Origin of the sequence: Bradyrhizobium betae, assembly GCF_004123905.1 — a bacterium.
In the GTDB taxonomy this organism is placed as follows: Bacteria; Pseudomonadota; Alphaproteobacteria; order Rhizobiales; family Xanthobacteraceae; genus Bradyrhizobium; species Bradyrhizobium betae_A.
In genome coordinates this window covers 86,122-107,328 of the sequence record NZ_MZXW01000038.1, presented here as the reverse complement: position 1 = coordinate 107,328, position 21,207 = coordinate 86,122, and the positions used below count along the sequence as shown (strand labels likewise).

The following is a 21,207-nucleotide window of genomic DNA, read 5'->3' as shown; positions in this document are numbered from 1 at the left end:
GTTTTACTTGCAATCAGGGAACGCGTTATGACACGGCATCAGGGCCGCCATTTCTTGCAGATACCCGGCCCCAGTCCGGTCCCCGATCGCGTGCTGCGCGCCATGGACATGCCGGTAATAGATCACCGCAGCGCCGAATTCGCCGAATTGGGCAGGGCCGTGCTGCAGGGGAGCCAGAAGGTTTTCAAGACCGCCGGTCCGGTCATCATCTTCCCGTCGTCCGGCACCGGCGCCTGGGAAGCTTGCATCGTCAATACATTGTCGCCCGGCGACAAGGTATTGATGGTCGAGACGGGCCACTTTGCGACACTTTGGCGCCAGATGGTGGCCCGGTGGGGGATCGAGGTCGATTTCCTGCCGGGTGACTGGCGTCATGGCGCCAGTCCGGGGGAGGTCGGTGCAAAACTCGCGCAGGATACCGGCCACGAGATCAAGGCCGTCATGGTCGTTCATAACGAGACATCGACCGGGGTCACCAGTCGGATCAGCGATATCCGCGCCGCGATCGACGAGGCGAAACATCCCGCTTTGTTGCTGGTCGACACGATCTCCTCGCTGGGATCCGTTGACTACCGCCACGATGAATGGGGCGTGGACGTCACCGTCAGTTGTTCGCAGAAGGGGTTCATGCTGCCACCAGGGCTCGGCTTCAATGCGATCTCTGAAAAGGCGCGCGCTGCGGGGAAAACCAACAAGATGCCGCGTTCGTACTGGGATTGGGAAGAAATGCTGAAGCCCAATGCTGGCGGCTTCTTCCCTTACACGCCGGCGACGAACCTGCTCTACGGGCTTCGCGAAGCCATCGCCATGTTGTTGGAAGAGGGGCTGGATGCGGTGTTCTCGCGTCACCAGCGTCTCGCCGCGGCGACGCGTGCGGCCGTGAAGCATTGGGGCCTGGAAGTTCTCTGTCTCGAACCTGCGGAATACTCTCCGGTGCTGACCGCGGTCCTGATGCCGCCCGGACACGATGCCGATCAGTTTCGACGCATCGTGCTCGACAACTATAATATGTCGCTCGGTGCCGGGTTGTCAAAGCTGGTCGGCAAGGTCTTCCGCATCGGTCATCTCGGCGAATGCAATGAACTCACGTTGCTGGGCGCGCTGTCGGGCGTCGAGTTGGGTCTGTCCGCAGCGGGTGTGCCGCACCGGGCGGGCGGCGTCGCCGCGGCAATGGCTTATCTTGAGGGACCCGTGGAAGCCAATGCTCCCATGCACCTCAAGGTCGTCGATATCTGACACGGCTGGCCAACCGAAATTCGGTTGTGCCGGAGACAATGAGATCCCGGTGCATGGTCGCCAGCGACGTGTCGATCGAACTGAGAAAAACATCAGGCGTCAACGCCGACCGGAAACGAAAGGGATGAAGCAGATGGGCAAGGTGTTAGGCGGATTTGTCATGGGGCTGGCCTTCGCTGCGACAAGCGCGACGGCGATGGCCTGGGAGCCCACCAAACCGGTCGAGATCGTGGTCGCCGCAGGAGCCGGAGGCGCTTCCGACCAGATGGCGCGGATGATGCAGGCCGCGATTCAGAAAAATAATCTGATGAAGCAGCCGATGGTGGTGTCGCTGAAGGGCGGCGCGTCGGGCGCTGAAGCGCTGATGTACATGAAATCCAGCGACGGCGATCCCAACAAGGTCCTGATCGCCTACTCGCTGATCTACATGCTGCCGCTGTCGGCGAAGATCCCGTTCAACTGGCGCGACCTGACGCCGGTGGCGGTCGTCGCGATGGACCAGTTCGTGTTGTGGGACAATGCCGGCGGCCCGAAGACGGTGAAGGAATTCATCGCCGCCGCGAAGGCGGCATCGTCGCCGTTAAAGATGGGCGGCACCGGTTCGAAGCGTGAGGATCACGTGCTCACGGTGTTCATGGAAAAGAAGACCGGCGCGAAGTTTTCCTATTTGCCGTATAAATCCGGCGGCGAGGCGGCGACGCAGCTGGTCGGCAACCACACCGAAGCCAACGTCAACAACCCAAGTGAAAACCTCGAAGTCTGGCGCGCCGGGCAGGTCCGCGCACTCTGCGTGTTCGACAAGGAACGGATCTCCTACACGACGAAGGTCACCGAGACGCAGTCGTGGAACGATATTCCGACCTGCAAGGAAGAGGGCATCGATGTGCAGTATCTGATGCTGCGCGCGATGTTCCTGCCCGGTAAGGTGACGCCGGAGCAGCAGGCGTTCTATGTCGATCTGTTTCAGAAGGTGACCCAGACGCCGGAATACAAGGACTACATGGAGAAGCAGGCGCTGAAGCCGGTCTTCCTGAAGGGACCGGAGATGCTGAAGTTCCTCGGAGAGGACGACGCGCTCAACAGGTCGCTGATGACGGAAGCAGGGTTTGTGGCGAACTAACTGATCGCAGCCATGACGCCTCAGAAAAGCAACGCAAGCAATAATCCAGCCCGCCGCGGAGGGGGAGCTCGCTGGATTATCCACGTCCCCCGGCAAATGCCGAACGATGGCTTCGCGAGCCTCTCTTTTCGCAGCTTGTGCTTTCCTTCGTCCCTTCGATTGAAAATCCATGACCAGCTCTGATCTCGAAATCGTTGTCGAAGATCCTACCGCGCCGGAGGCCGACTCGCCTTCGGTGGTCGATACCCGCACCATCGAGATCGCGGTCTCGCTGCTGCTGCTCGCGCTGGCCGTAGTGCTGGGTTACGACAACTGGCGCACCGGCATCGCCTGGGACTCTACCGGGCCGCAGCCCGGCTATTTCCCGTTTTATCTTTCGGTCATTCTCGGCGGCGCCAGCCTCTATGGTCTGGTCACGACGTTGGTGGCGCATGGCGCTGCGGCCGAGACCTTCGTCAGCCGCGCGCAGCTGCGCCGCGTCCTGCTAGTGTTCGTGCCGACAGCGCTGTTCTGTCTGGCCATGCAGTATCTCGGCATCTATGTCGCAAGCTTCGTGTTAATCGCCGGCTTCATGCGCCTGGTCGGCAAGATTGCGCTCTGGAAGTCGCTACTCACCGCTTTCCTCTTTACCGCCATCATGTTCGTAACCTTCGATCTCGCGTTCGACGTCATCATGCCGAAGGGGCCGCTCGAAGCGGCCTTCGGATATTAGGACTCGTCATGGAAGCCTTCGGTCTACTGCTGCACGGCTTTGCCGTCCTGATGACCTGGAAAATCCTTCTCCTCATGATGGTCGGGCTGGTGCTCGGGATTTTCGTCGGCGTGCTGCCGGGCCTCGGCGGTCCGAACGGCGTCGCCATTCTGCTGCCGCTGACCTTCGCAATGGATCCGACCTCGGCCATCGTGATGCTGTCCTGCATCTATTGGGGCGCGCTGTTCGGCGGTGCCATCACCTCGATCCTGTTCAATATCCCCGGCGAAGCCTGGTCGGTGGCCACCACCTTCGACGGCTATCCGATGGCACAGCAGGGCAAGGCTGCCGAGGCGCTGACCGCGGCATTCACTTCGTCTTTCATCGGCTCGCTGGTGGCGGTGCTCCTGATCACCTTTCTGTCCCCGACCATTTCGTCGTTTGCACTGAAATTCGGTCCGCCGGAATTCTTCGCGGTCTATCTGTTGACCTTCTGCTCCTTCGTCGGCCTCGGGCGCGAAGCCAAACACAAGACGGTCATCTCGATGGCGCTCGGCCTCCTGATCGCCGGCGTTGGCATGGATACCGTGTCTGGCACGCTGCGTATGACCTTCGGCTCCACCGACCTTTTGCGCGGCATCAACTTCCTCGTCGCGGTGATCGGCCTGTTCGGCATAAGCGAAATCCTGCTCACCATGGAAGAGCGCCTCGCGCTGCGAGGCCACGCTGCCAAGATCAGCCTGCGTGTGGTGCTGAGTGTCTGGAAGGACCTTCCGAAATACTGGGCGACGCTGCTGCGCTCGTCCTTCATCGGCTGCTGGCTCGGCATTACGCCGGGCGGCGCGATCGCCGCTTCGTTCATGGGCTACAACCTCGCGAAGCGCTTCTCCAAGGATCCGGAAAGCTTCGGCAAGGGTCGCATCGAGGGCGTATTCGCGCCGGAAACTGCGGCACACGCCTCGGGCACCGCGGCGCTGCTGCCGATGCTCGCGCTCGGCATTCCCGGCTCCGGCACCGCGGCGATCCTGCTCGGCGGGTTGATGGTGTGGGGCCTCAATCCGGGGCCGCTGCTGTTCGTCGAGCACAAGGACTTTGTTTGGGGCCTGATTGCCTCGATGTATCTCGGCAATGTCGTCGGCCTCGTGCTGGTGCTCACGACAGTGCCGATCTTCGCCTCCATCCTGCGCGTCCCATTCGCGGCGGTGGCGCCGATGATCGTGGTGTCCTGCGCGATCGGCGCCTACGCGATCCAGAACGCGATGTTCGACATCTGGCTGATGCTTGGCTTTGGCGTCGCCGGTTATGTCTTCAAGAAGATCGGCATTCCGCTGGCGCCGTTCACGCTGGCGCTGGTGCTCGGCAGCCGCGCCGAGGATGCGTTCCGCCTGGCCATGATTGGTTCCGGCGGCAGCGTCGGCATATTCTGGTCCAACGGCCTGGTCGGCGCGATCACCACGCTGGCCATTACGCTGCTGTTCTGGCCGGTGATCGATAAGGTGTTCACCGGCATAGGCCAAGTGTTGCGACCGGCGAGGGCGCAGATAATCGGCCCGGTCAAAGTGAGTCGTGTACCTAGGCAATCATCAACAGAATAATCGATTGCGTTTTCAATCATGATGACGCTCCCGATGATGTCAAATGCACATCAGCCGTACGAAGACCGCCTTTCCACAAGCACCGTATGCCGAAGGTGTGCATGACGAGGGTTCGATTCCCTTCGCCCACTCGAAGTTCAACAACACTGATAAACTGGCTTTCAATCACGCGCCCATTACGGAGCTGGCGGCCGATCGTCGCCTGGGGAAATTGAAAAGCGTCGAAAAGCGTCGATCTCCTCGACAACGCGCTTGACCGCATCGCAGGGTAGGTCAGCCGCCACGAAGCTAGGAATATATTCCATAATGAAGGTTATGCGAATCAAGAAAGTTGATAAAAATCAATATGTTACGCTTCGGACCTTCCTTACGACGCGCTCGCCTGTCTTCGCCGTAGAGTCTCCCGTTGGCGGCGCTTTCGGTCGCGCTTGCGCCGAACTGAAGGCATCGGTGATGGAGTGGCCTGCGTCGGCTCCTCGACCGCGCCAATGGGACGTGGCTCCATGGTCGCGAGAACCGAGCGTCCCTTGTCGGCGATACGCCAGCCGCCGTTCATCCGCTCGATGAGACGTTGGGAGAAGATATCCAGGTGGGGGACGCGGGCCGCCAATCGCTTCGTGCGATCGGCCTAGTCCCGTCCGCTGGTCGCCAGGATAGCCGTGTCGCGCTTGAGGTCCGCCATGGCGGCGAAGCGGTCTGGATAGCTGACCGGCACCTTGAGAACCGTCACCTGGAAGTTCACTGCCCTAACCGTACCCAGCTTCCGCGAACTTACTTCCTCGACGCTATCGCCTCTATGAGACCGTCCCGCTGTATCAGGAGGCCCTGACCGCAGCGGATGACAAGCCCGCCGCGGACCTTCTGATCAGCTCGGCGATGGACCTCCAGGTCAAGCTTGACAATGACGGACACGTCTAGAAGGCCGCGATCACAGCCCGCGGGCTGCCGGACTGGGCCATTTGGCGGGACGAAATCTTCGGGTTCACGCTCGAACCGGCTGTCATCGTCTACAACAAGGACGCCATCGAGCGCTCCGAGGTCTCAATTAATGGCATCGCAGAGCTGACGCTGATCTGGCGACTCTGATCCGAAATGCATATCGTGACGATCGTATGTGATGCGGCGCCGATCTGCGCAGGCTGCTAGTTCTGGGGGACGCATGACGGACAAACGAGCCTACCTAGGCCGGAGCCTCAATCAACGCGCCTATGATGCAGCGGACAACGCCGCCGCCGCCTTCGAAACTTTGATGCGGCAGAATGCGGCCGTGGGACGACTCGCCAGCGGCCATACGTTGATCGGGTTCAAGACCGAGGCGCTGCGGATCCTCAATGAGGAGTTCGTCAGCGCCGCCAGCTTCGCCCTCAACCTTCTGGATTCGGTTGACGGAGAGACTTCGCAAGCGGTCGCTTATTTCGCCAATCGGCTTGTCGAGCTGATCTATGGCAAGCTAGTGATCTGTGGTCCTGGCACCGGCATAGCTGAAGCAACGGTGGCGCGCGAACTGAACAACATCAAGATCGCCCTCCAGGAACGGCGTGATCGGGTGCTGGATGATTTCGCGCACGGCATGGCGGGTGACCAGCGGATTAAGAGTGATTCGGTCGTAAGTATCGCCAATACCCACTCGAACAGCCCTGACGAAGCTCCGGCTTCAGATCGCGTTGTCCGGATCGACCATAACAGTGCGGGCTATCGCGAGACCGAAGAAGCGCTCGACACTCTTGAGCATGGCCTGAAGTCGACCAATGACTTTCTGGGCGAACCGGAGGAGAAAGACCAGTTCGTCGCGGAAGTATCCGCCGCGAGGCGGCTGTTGCAGGCCGCCCGTGTGCGCATCGCCGCCCTGGCTGAGCTTCTAAAGCCGTTGCTTGTGCAGTACGTCGCGAAAGTGAAAGACAACGTGATTGCGACTCTGGCGGCAGCTGCCGGCGCGGCAATCCTTGCTTGGCTTGGCCACATCTTCGGTTAAGCGCCGTTCCTGGGACGGATGAAGCTTAAAATCGTATATGCGATTGCACGTCTTCGTCGTCGACCCAAGTGTGATCAAAGTTAGTTGGCGAGAAACCAGCAAAGCTTGCTCTCTAACGCCGACCCTGTAGGCTTCTAAGCAGATGAGCGATTCCGACATTCCACCAGAATTTCCGAACATCGAAGAGCTGCTGGCGCGAATGGCACCGCCAGGCACGCCCGACGAGGCGCTGGCGCTGGCGCCCCACATGATGGATTTGGTGCCGGGCCTAGATACGCTAAAGGCCGTTGCTATCATTGCTGGCTTGGCCACCGATTCACGTTTTCAGGCTCACCAGGTTCGATTCGACTATGCCCTTCGTATTGTCCTCTCCTCGGCTCGTGGATCGCGGAGACCGAGGCAGAGCGATCTTGCCGAACTGTTAAATTCTCAGCTCACCCAGGCGCGAGTTGCTAGGCTTGAAGATCCGATCGAAGACTTCTTCGTGGAGTTGCTGTTAACCCGGGAAGGCGAATTCCTCCTTTTTTCAGGAGGATGGGAAAAGGCGTCAATCCATACGGAGATGATTCTGGATGCGTTTCGCCGGCTGCCCAACGGCGAACCTAAAGCAAAGTCATTGCGCCACGCTTTTGCGCTTCTGAAGTTGAGCACAGAGTTGGTCCGCCGCGCCGGAATAGAGGCCGGTACGATCGGTGCGGGGTGTCCGAACGGCGATATCGCAGTGCCATCTGATACCCGGCTTGCAACGTTGGCAGCGCGGGTGCGATTTACCGACGCAGAATTGCACAAACTTGGAATCTCAGCTGAAGATTTGGAGCCCTTTTTCTTAGCACCTTCCTATTGGCCCATGGTCGGTCCAACAGAGCCAGGTTCCTCGCCTTTGGAGTTCAGACCTCTTTTCAAAGTAAGAAATGGGCTGATCGTTGGCGCCCCGGCCAATATCTCCACAGCCGTCCGTGCGATTCTAATTAGCACGGCTGTGACGTATGACCTGGGCTCGTTCTTGCACTTGAAGTTGCTTGAGGCCAACGCGAGACTGCTCAGTCACAGCGGCTTTCGTCCCATACCAACAGCTCGCGCAAGCCTGTGCGATGACCAGCTTTACAGTGAGACGCTGGTTGAACTTTCCGCAGGACGCTTCCTGCATGTGATCCTCTCCGTCGACGGCTTCGCGAGTTGGCCTGGTCGAGCCTTTGGCTCAAGCACGCCCAGCAGCCAGCAGCTGGTGGATACCATCATCGGCTCGATGCAGAGTGCCAGAGCCAAGGCGGCAGCAAATCCCAATTTTGCCGAGGGAATGACTCTCTGGCTATGCGGTGGATGGGGCGCAGGCCGCAGCTTCGAATATTTATCCGAAAACGAGCTTGCTGACTGGACATTCACCGCGGTCGAGCCCGCCGATATGTCGACTATCACCATCTGCGAGGATGGAAAACTCAGCGATATCTGGCGATTACAGAAACAAGTCTCGCTCGTCGGTGAACAGGGCTTTCACTTCTTTGCCACGAACGGGCTCTTGAACCTTTTCAATTGGTGGCGAACGTCCGATCATGCGTTGGTTCCTCCACACGAGATCGACGCAGCCCCTCCTCTTTCGATCAATTTCGACACCAATCTCCTGCTGGATGCCAGGAAGGAGGCGTTAAACGCTTTCGGCAGGCGGGTCGTGCAGGACGAGCAAGGTCGCTGGCACATGGTCGCCCGCCTGGAGAGGGGAGAGCAGTATCAGGCTCTTCAGCACGTCTACGGTTCTTTGGATGATGCTCAGCGGGCAGTCTTGGCGGGTGTGGTTGCCGATCAGGGCTCCAAGTGGTGGATAAGGCTTCGAGCCGCCGATGATCAGGTAAATCGCGACGCATTCGAAACGTGGCGGACGGTCCTCATCTGGGCTGGCCAAGTCCTGCCAAAGTTCCTTGCCACTGTGAAAGTCAGGGACATCGTCGATACCATCGGCTTCGATGTCACCGCCGATGGATTTCCGGAGGGTTACGATTTCCGGACGAACCCTGCTCCATCCGACCGCGAAATTGATGATGCGCTGATCGTAGCGGCCGATTCGTCCCGAAAAAACGTCTCCATCCATTTGAAGCCAAAATGGTTCGCCGGATTCTACCGCGCCGATAACTACGCAGAACGCGCAATGGCAGTAAGCCTCTTACGCGGCGCATGCGGGATTTTCGGAATCGAGCGATCGCCCGAGGATATTCAGCAACTCGTCTTGGCTTCGGTGGGGTCCACCGATTTTCGACACCGCCACGCCTTCCTTGTGCAACGGCCGATCGATTACCTCGTTTCTGCCGGGCTCCTATCGAGCTTCTCCAAAATTCCAACTTCGGCCGCTGCTTTGGCAAAATGTGGCTCCACCTGGCGGGTGCATCCTCGCAGCGAGGGCGTGCGCATTGAGGGGAAGGAGCAATGCCTATCTCTGATTCGTCAGGTGGTGGATGATTGTCAGGCGCGATTACTGGCCGATGTTGGCACCTACGATAGGCAGCCCCTCATTGTGTCTCTGCTTGATGGCCTTCAATCTGCGATGGCCGAAGAAGGACACTGGCGTCGTTCCGCCAGAGCCCTCAGGGCCATCCATGGCGTGGAGCGCGATTTCGAATTGAGCCTGGATCACGTGATGGCGGCAAATGGTGTGTTGCGCGCCAATTCTATGCTGGTCGAAATTGCGGCTGTTGAAGCACGACCGGAAGGCGGTAGGCCCGCCGGAACAATGGATATCGAGGAATTGCAGGCGCGGGCGCTCCAAGTCTTCCAGACCGCCGACAACTATCCTGCCTTCCTTGCCGACCGGATCGAGCCTGCGATCCATATAAGCCCGACCGGCGACATGCTGTTTCAACACGACTTCCACGAAGCCGCAATTGCACGTAACGCCGAATTGCGTCATGCGCGCGAACGTTCCGCATCGAGCGACGAGTATGTCCGGCGGTTCGAACCAGAGCGTCCGGGAAAGGACCCGGATGCTGACTTCATACCGGCCCTCCAGGCCGAATACCGCGTCCCCGTTGAGACGTTTCGGGAGCTGGCAGCGGTCACGGCTACACTGGCACGGCAAAAGGGCCAAGGCGTCATGATCCTGAGGAGGTTGGAGTTCGTGACGGCGCTTCGACAGTTTGACGCCCTGTCGGGTCTCGATTTCGAACCGCTCATTGATCGCCTCATTCTCCCCTACCGCGCGAATTGGCGCGAGATCCCAAGCGGCTGCACGCCGAGGGATTTCGATCTCTCCAAGTTCGACCGCCGCTTTTCCTTGATCGGACGCCCGATCGTCTCGCTGTCCAGCGACCCCGATCCGCTCTTGGCGGTGGCGCCGGGATTGATAGAGCGGGCACTCGCGCACAATGTTAGCGGAGCGGCCCACGGCCTTCTGCAAAACGAGTTTTGGACCAGCCCTGAAATGAGGGCGTATTCGGGCACCACAGGTGCAAGGCTCGGAATCGAGTTCAACGAAGCCCTGGCCCAGCAGATCTCGTCTCTGGGATATACGGCCACTTCCTCCGTCAAACCTTCAGCTTGCCTGAATCAGAAGGCAACGGATGAATTGAAGAGGTTAGGCGATATCGACGTGCTAGTCGTGGCGGGAGGAACGCGCGTCTGGGTCTGCGAAGCCAAGGACCTCAAGATGTGCCGCACCTTGGGTGAAGCGGCCAGCCGAGTGTCAGAATATCGCGGTCAGGTTATGAAGAATGGAAAACCGGACAAATTGCTTCGGCACCTTCAGCGCGTTGACTACATTCGTCGACATACTACTCAATTGGCCAAGCGGCTTGGGTTAGACACGGAGCCGACCGTCCATGGCGTGATGATCGTGAACTCCCCTCAGCCTATGCAGCAGCTTGCAGGTGAATACTCGAAGGATTCGACAGTCGTTATGCTTGACAGGATCCAGAACGTCCCGTGGACGGACGGTTGGTAAGCGGCATGGGACTCGATTGCTCGAATCGCCTCCCGCAACGGCTACCAGGTATTCGAAAGACTAAGCGGGCTCTTTAAGCTCTGAAATCAACTGCCGTGCAGCCTGAACAAGTCCTGGCGGCTAAGCGCGTCCCTTCAGGGATGAATCTTAAAATCGTGAATGCGATTGCACGATTTCACGCCGCCGACCTGGCCTCTTCGTGACCAGCAGAGGAAGTCGCCTTATTCAGCCGCTTCTGCGGGCAGGTTCTTAAGCTCCGCAAATTTCGCCGCCATCGTTGGGTTGCCCCGGGTCAGCTTCTTGATCGTCACGTCCTGCGCCTTGTCATTCGCAAGGCGCAGGTTGCGGTCAGCCCCGATCAAGGCATCCTTGGTCTTCTGCAGGTGATCGATGGACTTATCGATCTCCGCGATTGCGGTGTGGAAGTGCCTGGAAGCGAGATCAGTGTTCTTCAAGAATCCGTTCTTGAACGTTTCCAGCTGGTTTTCGAACTGGGTGATGTCGATATTCTGCGCCTTAACCAGCGCCAGCTCGGTCCGGTACTTCAGGGAGTTGAGAGAGGCATTCCGCAGCAGCGTGATCATCGGCAGGAAGAACTGCGGCCGGATGACATACATCTTCGGATAGCGGTGAAAGACGTCGACGATGTCGGTATTGTAGAGTTCATTATCCGGTTCAAGCAATGAGACCAGGATCGCGTACTCGCAGGCCTTCTCGGTGCGATCGCGGTCGAGCTCCTTGAGGAAATCCTCGTTTTTGCTCTTCGTCGCGGTTTTGTCGCTCTCGTTCTTCATCTCGAACATGATCGAGATGAGCTCGGTGCCGGCTTCGTCCGCATCGCGGAAGATGTAATCGCCCTTGCTGCCGGTCCGCGCGTCGTTGTCTTTCTCGAAATACGCCCGCGGAAACGCCATCGAGCGCACGCGGTTGAACTCGGTCTCGCAGTGCTGTTCAAGGGTCTCACCCACCATCTTGGTCGAGAGACGGGCCTTCATATCCTTGAGGCGTTCGATCGCGTCATCACGATCCTTAATCTGGGTTTCGTACTTGTCCTTGAGCGACTGCTCGGAGAGCTGCTTTTCAAGCTGGACCTGCTTGATGCCGTTCTTCAGCTCATCGCGCTCTTTTTCGATGGCACCGACGGCTTCGGTCACCGCGAGCTTCTTCTCCAGCTCGACGGCGTGGAGCTTAGCCTTCAGCTCCTGAATTTCTTTTTCCTTGGCCGCCGTGATCTTGTGCTGCTCGCTGGCCAGAAGCGCCTCAGCAAGCTCTGAGGCAGCCTTCTTCTCGCGTTCCGCTTGCGCGAGCGCGTTCGCGAGCGTGTCACGCTCTTTCTCGACGGCACTGAGCGCTTCGGTGACAGCTTGCTTCTGAGAGACTTCACTCGCCTCCAGCTTGGACTTCAACTCCTGGATTTCGGCATCCTTTCCGGCCGCGGTCTTTTGCAGATCGCCGCTGACCTGGGCTTTGGCCAATTCGATAGCGCTCTGCTTATCGCGCTCAGCCAATTCCAGCCGTTCGTGCAGTTGCTTTGCGAAATCGGCGTCACGGACCTGCTTCAAAATATCGGCGTAGCCGGATTCATCGACCTTGAAGGCCTTGGCACAGTGGGGACAGATGATCTCGTGCATGGTTTCTGCCCGGATGGGCGTTTCCTGTTTTCGTTGACAAGCTGGCTCCGGGGCACACAGAATCGCCCCCGCGCATTTGAGAACAAAATTAGAACAAGCTCTTTTGGAGGGTCAAGCCAGAAGCTGCGGTTTTGCGCATGTTCAGGCGAAAATCCCCCGATTCTTCAGTGAAGGCCTGCAGCTTCAGGCGCAGGCACGGGAAACTCCGCGCGAGCGCTTCTTTGGCCTTCGCGTGGATGCCCCTTGCTGGCACGCACTGCGGGCCTATTCAGCCGGCCCAACCGGCCGGGATGGGGCTACTCCAATCAACAGAGCCGAAATTGAAGCCGTAAACTCAGTCCCACATTGCCCGCACGCCAAATCCGACGTCCGGAAAACGCTTCTGCATAACTTGCTTGGCGGCTTCGACCCCTGCCTCGGCTACGGAAAGCGCTTGGTCTCTCTGTCGCCCATGCCTTCCGAAATCGGACACACGGTATCCAACACCGCCAATGATTGTCGTCTCGCCCATTGCGATTAGCGCCGAGACCACGGAAGATTGTGAATCGTAAATAGCGAGATCGGCCCACCCGCATACATCCGCGACAAACTTGCCGCCGTCTACGTATCGGGCCGTGAGAAGAAAGCTGTCGACCGCGGCCTTGGCCGCGGTGTGTGCTTCCGCCAACGCGGATTTGACGTCGGCGATAAGCTCCGGCGTCGCCTCGGGCTGTTCAAACGTCTTAAGAGAGCTAGAAGGCAGATCCTCGAGCCGGAGGTCTGCGGCATCTACAGTCGGCGAGATAGACGCCAACTGTTAAGTGACAAATGCTCAGGCAAGCCGTCGATCTGCTCGACGTTAAAGACGGCATATCCCTTGAGGAACGGAATGGCGTGTTCGGAATCCTCGCCCGTTTTCGCGTCGGTCTCGGTGCGGATGATCTTGTCGGCATAGACAACAAGGCTGCCATGCTCGCCTTTGCGGACGCTGGCCTTTAATTCGGTCGCCTGTTTGAAGGTCATCCAGACCGGCGCGGCGTAACCCTTCTCCATCGCTGCCGACCACAGCGCGATTACATTTATTCCCTTGTATGGAATCCCGTTACCTTGTAGGGGGCGCGTGATGCGACCTGCCGCATGCTCGACATTCCACGGCTTGAGCCACGGCCTGACGCCTTTCTCCAACTCAGTCACGATCTGATCGGTGATCTTCTGATAAATATCGGTCCTCATCTTTCTCTCCTAGTTTGCGGTTGCACATGCAACCGGAGCTAGGCGAGCGCCGATGAGCGGCGGGGTTGGCCGTCAGAGGCCGACGCGCGGTTGAGGGGGATCACCCGTTCTGAACAAGCTCTTGCGCGGAAGAACGGGGATACGCCCCGCGTCGCTTGCAATGGCCTTGACGGCCTGGGGGCCGCAGGCCCCGAATGAGAGGAAATGAATTCAGCCGTGGGCCATCGTGCTCAACTCTTAGGCCAGCGCGCGCGAAATGTTCTTTTCACATAGGTGATAGTCGACCAATATGCTTCACAGCGCGGTCGCTGGGGCCGCCGCTCGGAGCGGATGTTGCCGAATGGTCATCGAGAGCGCTGAGCCACCGAAGCGCGGATTGGTCATTCAGGGCGGCGGGGCGAAAGGAGCATTTGCTCTTGGATGCATGCCGGCTTTTCGAGACAACACCATTGTGTTTTCCGCCGTCTCCGGAACATAGGCGGACGGTTTATGCGCCATAATCTTCGCAACGGGCCGTCTCGATGAAGGTGTGAAGGTCTGGAAAGACATCGACCACGGTGGCTTTTTTGGTCGACGACCCGAAGGGTGTTTTCGTCGCTTGATAAAATTTCTCTGCGTCATGGGAAAGTTGTTTGCAAGTTACATCAAGAATGTCGAACCGGAGGGACGGCCCAACAACGCTAGCGATATCTTCTTCTCACTGTTAATTGGAGTTTTCGCGTGGCTCTTGCTATTTGGCATGATGCCAACCTGGTTATGGATCGTGTCTCTGATCCTCATACCGGTTGTTGGATTTTGTGCGTTCGCAAATGAATTGCCTGTAATTAGCTGGGACAGCCGCGTACGCGAACTCATAGTCAGTACCATCACGTTCGTCGCTCAGACGAGACTGTTGGTTTCGCTAACATGGATGCTCCTGTTGAGAGCAGGTCTTGTCACCATGGAGACCCACATAACGTTGTGGGACGCCTTAGATGCTGGCGCCGTCCTCGCCATGGTGCGACTGCCCATCAAGATTCAAACGACCCTGATGGAGGGAAAGTTGCTAGCTTCGCATATCAGCAGCTTTCTTTCGTCAGAGCTACGGATGCCGACCTATGTGACCGTCGCGGAGGAACGATCTCCTAACTCCCCACATTTCTTGTTGCCAACACCTGGCGTGTTCAAAGCCAACTACGTCGCCCTTCACAAGGCGCCGGAAGAACTGAAGGCTGCATTTGCCTACGCTAGTGCAGCCCTGCCGTTCGGTATACTTCCGCATGTAGTGATCCGCGGAAGGACGTTCGTCGATGGCGGCGTTGCTGACAACACGCCATTACTGCCGCTGCTCATGGAAGATATCGATGAGGTTTACGTCATCAACCTCCGACCAGCTCTCGTTGATTTTTCCGAGCATATCCGCAATGTGACGATGCAAGCGATCTTCGCCGACGGCCCGCCGCAATTTGGCAAGGCGTTTGGATTGCAGGAAGAACGGCTCAAGCAGATTAAGATAATAAATCTAGCGCCATCTGTCTCTCTTGGCGGGCTGCTTACCGGCACGCTTAATTTCAACCGGCGACGAACCGAAGCGTGCCGGCGGCATGGATATCGGGTGACAACACGATCGCTTCGAAGGCAAGAGGCGGAGAATGCCGCGCCGCAGCGGATCTACAATCCCCAATACGGATTACTAACAACGCTCAAGCTTCTCCGTCGCGCGATGCCTCCATGCAGCCTGCGGAACTTGTTTGTACGAAGCGACGCAGGGACGAGCGAGACGGCTGACTTCCATATACCGAAAGATGTTCGTCCCCCGCCCGGAGAGGAAGGCAGCGCGGCATGGTCGTGGTCTGTGATGATGCTCTGGACGCTTCTGATTACCGATTCCGTCGGGAGCGAGCATCCCTGGAAGCATGCCATTTGGTACACGGCTATCTCGTTAATGATGCTCGTGTTCCCGACATGGTGGGCGCGGATGAAGCGAAATACGGGACTTTAATCGAGCGTGAGGCGTCAAAGAGCGCTTGTTTCGCGTCGCTTGCTGGTTTTGGGGGCCGCGGGCCCCGCTTATGCGATGTCCGTCAGGATCATCGCCCAAGAGATATAGCGTGTCAGACGGAGCGCAGCGGAGTGAACCCGCGGACGCCGAGACCGGTTAACAGCGGCACCCGACGATGTGGCAGTGATAGCGACGCCGGCATGGAATGACGGCGGGCCACCTCGGCGAGTGCCCCCGGCGAGACGTTCAACAAACTTGCGGCGAACTATCTGGCTTTCGTCAAGCTCGCATCAATCGCATTTCGTTGCGCGCTCTAATACTTGGGCACACGATGCGTACGGCAGTCAAAGGGACCATCAGAGCCCGTGCCTTTAATATTCGCGTTGTAGTATTGCCCCATTGAAGGCGCGGTCACAAAGGCTTCGAAAGCCGTCGCCGGCAGCTCGCAGTACGGATAGTAAACCGACTTCAACTGCACGACCATGAACTGCTGCGCCTTGTCGTAGCAGGCGCGGTCGATAAAACTGCTCCGGGTAATATCCGTGCAGGCGAACGGGGCGAGATCCAGCTTCCCGTAATATTTTACGTCGATGGTCTCCGCGCTCGCCCAAGTGGTACCTGCAAGGGAGGCTGTGATCAAGAAGATGAGTCTCAGCATGCGCAGCCTCCCCTGTACTTAACTTCTAAGGTCCGGCTCAAGGATGCTTCTCGGTCTTCGAGGCCCGGTCTTCGGCTACAATGGCTTCCTTCTCGCACATGTAGGCGCCGCGCTTTGTGGTCCCGTAACTTTTCGTGCCGGCGAAGTGATAGACCTTCGAAGGCAAGTTCACCCAAACCACCGTATCCGTCGGGCAATGCCCCTTTGCCGAAGCTTCGTCCGCAAACTGCCCCGCTTCCAGGGTTGGTCCGTCCCTTGAGGCTGACGGTTGCAGCATCGGAGCTGGAGGTGGCGCGGGCGCGGCAGTAACTGTGGGCGCGGATCTTTGCGGTGCGGGAGCCGGTGCCGCCTGCGTGGCTGTTGGAGCGGGCCGTGCAGGAGCCGGAGGCGGTGTCGCGGCAGTTGGTTTCGGCTCGGGAGCCACAGCGCTCGGCATGGCGCCGCCCGCCTTGCACTGCTCAACATACGCCTTCTGGGTGACGCCCCGCGCTTGCATGCCCGCCTTGTCGGCTCTCCATTCGGCAATGCACGCCGCCGCGGTCTTTTGCGAAGACGACGTACCGGCCAGCGGCGGGGGTGCCGCAGGCGCCGGAGCGGCAGCAGTCGGCTTTACCTCCGGCGCCGACGCGGCGGGAGCGGCCCCCGTCTTACACTGCTCGACATAGGCCCTTTCGGTAACGCCACGCGCCTGCATACCGGCCTTGTCGGCACGCCACTCCGCGGTACAGTCCTTTGCCGTCTTTGAACCCGTGGTCGATGCCTGCCGCGGTGGCGGCGAGGCGGCTACTGGCGCCTCTGCTGGTTTGGCGGAGGGGGCCGCCGCCGTTGGCTCCGCCCCACCCTTGCATTGTTCAACGTACGCTTTCTCGGTCGTGCCACGCGCCTGCATACCGGCCTTGTCGGCACGCCACTCCGCCGTGCATTCCTTCGCGGTCTTGGCGAAAGCGCCGAAACTCAGGCTGACGCACATGATGGCCGCGGCGGTAAGCAGAACATTGTGATTTTTCATCTTCGTTCTCCTGATCATCGATGGCTGTCGCCGCGGGACAGTTCAAGGATTAGCTAAGCAGTGATGGCATGTATGCCGCGGCTGAAGCGCGGACGTCCGGTCGTAAAGAAACCGCTGCAGTCAGGTTTTTCGTCGCATCGGTTGCATTCGTCGACAAATCCGTTTTTCCAGTCCGAGATCGACTGCAGCGCATGGGGCCACACCGAGCGCGCCAGAACGCATTTCGGCAGATTATAGACTGATACGTTGACACCGGCGGCGGTCAGATGATCGACGGCCAAGGCGAGAGCGTCGCGGTAATCGACCGGATCAATCCAGAGCATGGCATCGTTCGCAATGGCAAAACCGGTGTTTTCGAGGCCCATCAACGCGACGTGATCGACGAACGGCAGATTGCGGGCAATCCACCGGCACGTCTCCGCGATCATCGGGGCGGTCAACGCGTGAAGGACAACGCGTATTTCAACACGCTGGCGCCGGTCCTTGAGCTTTAGGATACCCAGAACGGTTTCGTCGAAAGCGCCCTTCGCCTGCACGACGTGATCGTGGAGATGATCGACCGAAGCATAGAGCGGAATTGCCGCCATCAGCTTCGGGTGCGCGATATCGCGCCAGGCGTCCACGACCCGCGAGTCTGCGAAGGCCCTGCCGTTGGTCAGCACTTGAACGGCCGTCCTGGGAAGCCGGTCGCGGCATTCCTTAAGAACCTCGATGAAGTCTTCCCAGTCCGATAACGTCTCGCCACCGGTGAAGGTCAGAGCGTGCGTGTTCGGGTCAATGAGCGCCAGGCTCTCCTTGATTTCATCGAGGAGCCACCGATCATCTACATCTTTCGGCGGCTGCGAGCACATCAGGCAGTAGTTGTTGCACCGCTCCGTGACGAGCAGAGAGTTATGGGCGGAGTTCTTCCGAAACAGCGTCCGGAATTTCTTCGACGAATGATCGAACCCGAGAACGTCGCCATCTCTCAGATAGTCGTATTTCTGAGGAACCGTGACGACCCTGCATTCAAGCGCTTCGGAAACAGGCCCCGGAATTGAACCGTCTGAAACAATGAATATCGATGGCCAGTTGGCTTCGACCGCGCGGCCGAATTCTTCCCCAGTCTTTACAAGCGCGAAGTCCGCCGCATGGCGTTCCGAATTGCTATCGACCGATTGCAGTCTCAGAACCGAGCGCGCCCTGTCAGTCTGAAATCCAGTGCTGAGCGAGGCCGTACCATACAGGGGAAGGGTCATGCGTTCGCCCACCGCCGCAGGATCGCCGCGTCTTTCGGCGAATTTTCCAGGATGTCGAGGAGCAGGCCCATGATACCCTTCTGCCGGGCACAGAACGCAGACAATGGTTTGATGCCCAACGCGTCACCTTGCGTCGCGTGGTGGTAGACGGGGTCCGCGCCACAGTGGCTCTCATATACGCAGGTTGAGCATTCCGGTGCGCATTGCGTCAGTGACGACGAAACTGCATCGATGAGCTTGTCGGAGAGGACAAGTGATTTGTAGGTGTCGTGGTCTACATGCCCGAGCCGGAACGCGTTATCGCCGGCCTCGGCAAGCATTCTGCCCTCGTCGGAGGCGAAAACGCTTCCATCATAGTTGTAGACCAGCGCGCCCAGGCCGACACCGGCCGGGCTGCGCAGATCGACGTAGCCGATCGGCCTGTCAGACAGCATGCGTGTAAGGATCAACGCGGCATAGAACTCCCGGAATGGCGTGCCTTGCCGGTTGATTTCCAGAACCCGGCGCAGCCCGCGCTCATAGAAGTTCAGCCATTTGTTAGCGTCGTATTTCTGGAATTGCTTTGTCTTGACCGCGAAGCCGAACGGCGACAGCGGGCGAAGGAATATCCCATCCAATCCTAGCTGAAGATATTGGTCGATAATCTCGTCGACACGATCGAGGCTCGCTTCCGTCGTCGTCATCAAGGCCCCGACCCTATCGGGACCGAGAACCTCACGGGCAGCCCGAATCCCCGCGACCGCCAATTTGTGACTGTTTCCGCCGGGTCTTGGTCGGTTCTTATTATGCAGATCAGCGGGGCCGTCGAGGGAGGTCGAAAGCAGGATGTTGTTCGCCTTGCAAAAGTCGAGAACGGTGTCGTCCAGGAGCGCCAAGTTCGACGCGATGACGAAGTCGACTTTTTTGCCTGAGCGCGCCTTCGCGGCCTCCACAATCGTTCTGATCATCGGAAAATTGAGGAGAGGCTCGCCACCCTGAAACTCGATCTTGATGCGACCCGACGGGCTGGCGAAGGCAATGTCCAGCGCACGCATCGCCGTTTCCTCGCTCATATCGAAGCGCGAGCGATCGGTGCTTTGGCGCGAGACCTGGCAATAGGGGCAGGAGTGTTCGCAGCGCAGCGTCACGACGAAGATGTGCAGCGGGGTAACCTGCCGCAGGAACGACATCCGGCTTCTCAGCCGCGCCGCCAGAAGCTGTCGTTGCGCTGTCTGGTTGGTACCGGTGATGAGATGAGCCGCATAGGCTTTTTCATACAGGCCGTCGCCAGGCCGTATTCGGAGATCAACCAGCCTGTTCAGCTCATCCTCGGTCAGGCGGATAAAATCGCCGACCATGTTGGCGACGAGATACTGATTTGTCCCGGTGCGCTCAAGGTTGAATGGCAGCAACGAAAGATCTTCGGTCGCCGCGCTGAAAGCTTCGGGAGCCAGAAAGCGGGCCATGTTACTCCGGCTGGAATTTAACCGGCATCTTGTTGAGCTGCCAGGGACCCGAAAGCGAGAGCAAGGATGACATTGCGGACCCCGTCGGTTCGCTCGGCGACGCGTGCCCGTAAGTTTTCGTCGGTGACCAGGTTCAGAAACCGTTCCTTGAGTTCATCGGGACTCAAGCCGTCGCGTTTTTGTGGGCTGGCGGATGGTGTAAGGTGGCAGACATAACGGTCTTCCACCCGGTCTATCTGACAGGTTGCTGTTCCGATGAGCCGGTAAGCGGCTGCGTCCAGAGCATGCAAGCTCTGAATGCCAGAATCAAAATCGACAGCTATCCCGACCGGAGACGCCGTGAGATCCTTAGCGGCTTGAAGCATGGGACGCATGGGAAGCATGCGATGCGTGCGAGGCATGCTGGGCGACGATCGTTCCGTCAGCCTGCTTCGTCATGACGAATCCGAGCAGGTCTTCACCCACCTGGTAGTGGGCATTCGGCTGAAGCTTGGTAGCGGCGTTTTCGGTCGCCGACGCGCTGACATTGTTAGCAACTGCAGCATCAGCTCCCTGGACTGACATGCCGGTGAGCGATGCGAGCGCAGCGCCAAGCGAAAGCACAATTTTGGATTTCTCAGCCATATGGAATCCCCCGAAGCCAAATTGCTCAATGAATGACCCACCCTTACAACTTCCAAGGGCACCGAGTCCATCGTTCTATTGACTGGATACCGGGATATTTTGACCCGGACGGGAAGTGCCCTGCGCCCAAACCTGTTGCATTTCAGCCCCCGGACTCGAGCCACAGGCAGTGAAATCAAAACTGGTGGTTCAACGGGTAGTGCTCACAGGCAGAGATCGGAATGTTTTGAGCGAGGGATGGAAGCCCAGAGGGACGAGACCTCTTCGGGCTCGGCGCGCGACAGCCCGGTCCGGCATAGCCGGGCGCGCCGAGACGGCGAAAGCTATCTCATTCGTCCGGGTAGTCCTCGGGATTGAGCTGGGTTTCAAAATGATAGCTGCGGATACGCGCCTGACAGATTTGAACCTGCCGGCAATCAACATTTGCATGACGAGGCCAAGCGCGTCCGTGGCCATTGATATTCCTCCGGTCAGGATTTTATTGTGAACCTGCCAGTAGCCGACGGAAAGAGAGGGCTCCCCGCCACGTTGCTCCAGGTCAGCCTGAGAGACGTCCGGAAGAAAAGTCACTTCGACCGCTTCGGCCTTTTGTCTGAGCTTGCTTGGACGAAGAACCTCCCCACGAACCAGCAGATGGCGGTAGTCGCTGTAGCGCCGGTCATCGTGCCGAGCTGCATTGACGCCAAAATGGTAGCTCCAGTCCCAATCCGTGATCTGCAAAATATAATAGGATGTAGATAGCTCTGGGCGGCCACGCCGTTTCGTTTTCGCCATGAGATAACCTCGGCCTCATTGTGCGCGCGAGTATCTTCATCGGATGGCCGAGACGCAGCATCCCGGTTTCGGAATCTGCGGGGCTTGGTGAGCGCA

The 21,207-nt window shown here is 58.7% G+C and carries 17 protein-coding genes and 2 pseudogenes; 8 read left to right on the top strand and 11 right to left on the bottom strand.

All coding sequences use genetic code 11. The annotated features are described in order from the left end of the window. Positions 1–27: 27 nt before the first annotated feature. The 5 genes from B5V03_RS29050 to B5V03_RS29030 all read left to right on the top strand — a co-directional run bounded on the left by B5V03_RS29050 (position 28) and on the right by B5V03_RS29030 (position 4,898). The gene (locus B5V03_RS29050; protein WP_129273829.1) at positions 28–1,236 is read left to right on the top strand and encodes a pyridoxal-phosphate-dependent aminotransferase family protein; all 1,209 of its coding nucleotides are present in this window, start codon (positions 28–30) and stop codon (positions 1,234–1,236) included. A 160-nt stretch (positions 1,237–1,396) separates the two neighbouring features. Next, complete coding sequence (locus B5V03_RS29045) at positions 1,397–2,356, top strand: Bug family tripartite tricarboxylate transporter substrate binding protein (RefSeq protein ID WP_129273852.1); 960 nt, start codon at positions 1,397–1,399, stop codon at positions 2,354–2,356. 169 nt (positions 2,357–2,525) lie between these two features. Continuing rightward, positions 2,526–3,068: a tripartite tricarboxylate transporter TctB family protein gene (locus B5V03_RS29040; protein ID WP_129273828.1), complete on the top strand. Its 543-nt coding sequence runs from the start codon at positions 2,526–2,528 to the stop codon at positions 3,066–3,068. Positions 3,069–3,076: 8 nt separating this feature from the next. Continuing rightward, positions 3,077–4,642, top strand: a complete 1,566-nt coding sequence (locus B5V03_RS29035; RefSeq protein WP_129273827.1) for a tripartite tricarboxylate transporter permease — start codon at positions 3,077–3,079, stop codon at positions 4,640–4,642. Between the two features lie 43 nt (positions 4,643–4,685). Then, on the top strand, positions 4,686–4,898 hold the full coding sequence (locus B5V03_RS29030) for a hypothetical protein (RefSeq protein ID WP_129273826.1): 213 nt from the start codon (positions 4,686–4,688) through the stop codon (positions 4,896–4,898). 111 nt (positions 4,899–5,009) lie between these two features. Here B5V03_RS29030 and B5V03_RS29025 read toward each other — a convergent pair. Beyond that, positions 5,010–5,384: pseudogene (locus B5V03_RS29025) on the bottom strand (hypothetical protein). A 417-nt stretch (positions 5,385–5,801) separates the two neighbouring features. Here B5V03_RS29025 and B5V03_RS29015 point away from each other — a divergent pair. Both B5V03_RS29015 and B5V03_RS29010 read left to right on the top strand, forming a co-directional pair. After that, on the top strand, positions 5,802–6,614 hold the full coding sequence (locus B5V03_RS29015) for a hypothetical protein (protein WP_129273825.1): 813 nt from the start codon (positions 5,802–5,804) through the stop codon (positions 6,612–6,614). A gap of 142 nt (positions 6,615–6,756) precedes the next feature. After that, entirely contained in the window at positions 6,757–10,539 is a 3,783-nt protein-coding gene (locus B5V03_RS29010) for a hypothetical protein (RefSeq protein ID WP_129273824.1), read from the top strand. A 221-nt stretch (positions 10,540–10,760) separates the two neighbouring features. Here the strand turns inward: B5V03_RS29010 and B5V03_RS29005 are convergent, their stop codons facing one another. The 3 genes and pseudogenes from B5V03_RS29005 to B5V03_RS28995 form a co-directional block, all read right to left on the bottom strand. After that, complete coding sequence (locus tag B5V03_RS29005; RefSeq protein WP_129273823.1) at positions 10,761–12,170, bottom strand: DUF2130 domain-containing protein; 1,410 nt, start codon at positions 12,168–12,170, stop codon at positions 10,761–10,763. A gap of 334 nt (positions 12,171–12,504) precedes the next feature. Further along, positions 12,505–12,963, bottom strand: a complete 459-nt coding sequence (locus B5V03_RS29000; RefSeq protein WP_129273822.1) for a hypothetical protein — start codon at positions 12,961–12,963, stop codon at positions 12,505–12,507. Between the two features lie 14 nt (positions 12,964–12,977). After that, positions 12,978–13,382, bottom strand: a pseudogene (locus B5V03_RS28995) (ArdC-like ssDNA-binding domain-containing protein); the annotation flags it as partial. 529 nt (positions 13,383–13,911) lie between these two features. Between B5V03_RS28995 and B5V03_RS28990 the strand changes: the two are divergent. Beyond that, the gene (locus B5V03_RS28990) at positions 13,912–15,363 is read left to right on the top strand and encodes a patatin-like phospholipase family protein (protein WP_129273819.1); all 1,452 of its coding nucleotides are present in this window, start codon (positions 13,912–13,914) and stop codon (positions 15,361–15,363) included. A 313-nt stretch (positions 15,364–15,676) separates the two neighbouring features. Here the strand turns inward: B5V03_RS28990 and B5V03_RS28985 are convergent, their stop codons facing one another. The 7 genes from B5V03_RS28985 to B5V03_RS28955 form a co-directional block, all read right to left on the bottom strand. After that, positions 15,677–16,021, bottom strand: a complete 345-nt coding sequence (locus B5V03_RS28985) for a KTSC domain-containing protein (protein WP_129273817.1) — start codon at positions 16,019–16,021, stop codon at positions 15,677–15,679. Between the two features lie 37 nt (positions 16,022–16,058). Further along, positions 16,059–17,030 (bottom strand): hypothetical protein, encoded by a 972-nt coding sequence (locus tag B5V03_RS28980; RefSeq protein WP_129273815.1) that lies wholly within the window; start codon positions 17,028–17,030, stop codon positions 16,059–16,061. A 53-nt stretch (positions 17,031–17,083) separates the two neighbouring features. Continuing rightward, a complete protein-coding gene (gene hxsC, locus B5V03_RS28975; RefSeq protein ID WP_129273813.1) occupies positions 17,084–18,268 on the bottom strand; it encodes a His-Xaa-Ser system radical SAM maturase HxsC in 1,185 nt (394 codons plus the stop codon). After that, positions 18,265–19,713: a His-Xaa-Ser system radical SAM maturase HxsB gene (gene hxsB, locus B5V03_RS28970; protein WP_129273811.1), complete on the bottom strand. Its 1,449-nt coding sequence runs from the start codon at positions 19,711–19,713 to the stop codon at positions 18,265–18,267. Before hxsB ends, hxsC begins: the two co-directional genes overlap by 4 nt. Before the next feature lie 17 nt (positions 19,714–19,730). Continuing rightward, the gene (locus B5V03_RS28965) at positions 19,731–20,078 is read right to left on the bottom strand and encodes a hypothetical protein (RefSeq protein WP_164988359.1); all 348 of its coding nucleotides are present in this window, start codon (positions 20,076–20,078) and stop codon (positions 19,731–19,733) included. Further along, complete coding sequence (hxsA2, locus tag B5V03_RS28960) at positions 20,062–20,337, bottom strand: His-Xaa-Ser repeat protein HxsA2 (RefSeq protein WP_129273807.1); 276 nt, start codon at positions 20,335–20,337, stop codon at positions 20,062–20,064. The genes B5V03_RS28965 and hxsA2 overlap by 17 nt, the downstream gene beginning before the upstream one ends. A 189-nt stretch (positions 20,338–20,526) precedes the next feature. Next, a complete protein-coding gene (locus B5V03_RS28955; protein ID WP_129273805.1) occupies positions 20,527–21,111 on the bottom strand; it encodes a hypothetical protein in 585 nt (194 codons plus the stop codon). Positions 21,112–21,207: the final 96 nt, after the last annotated feature.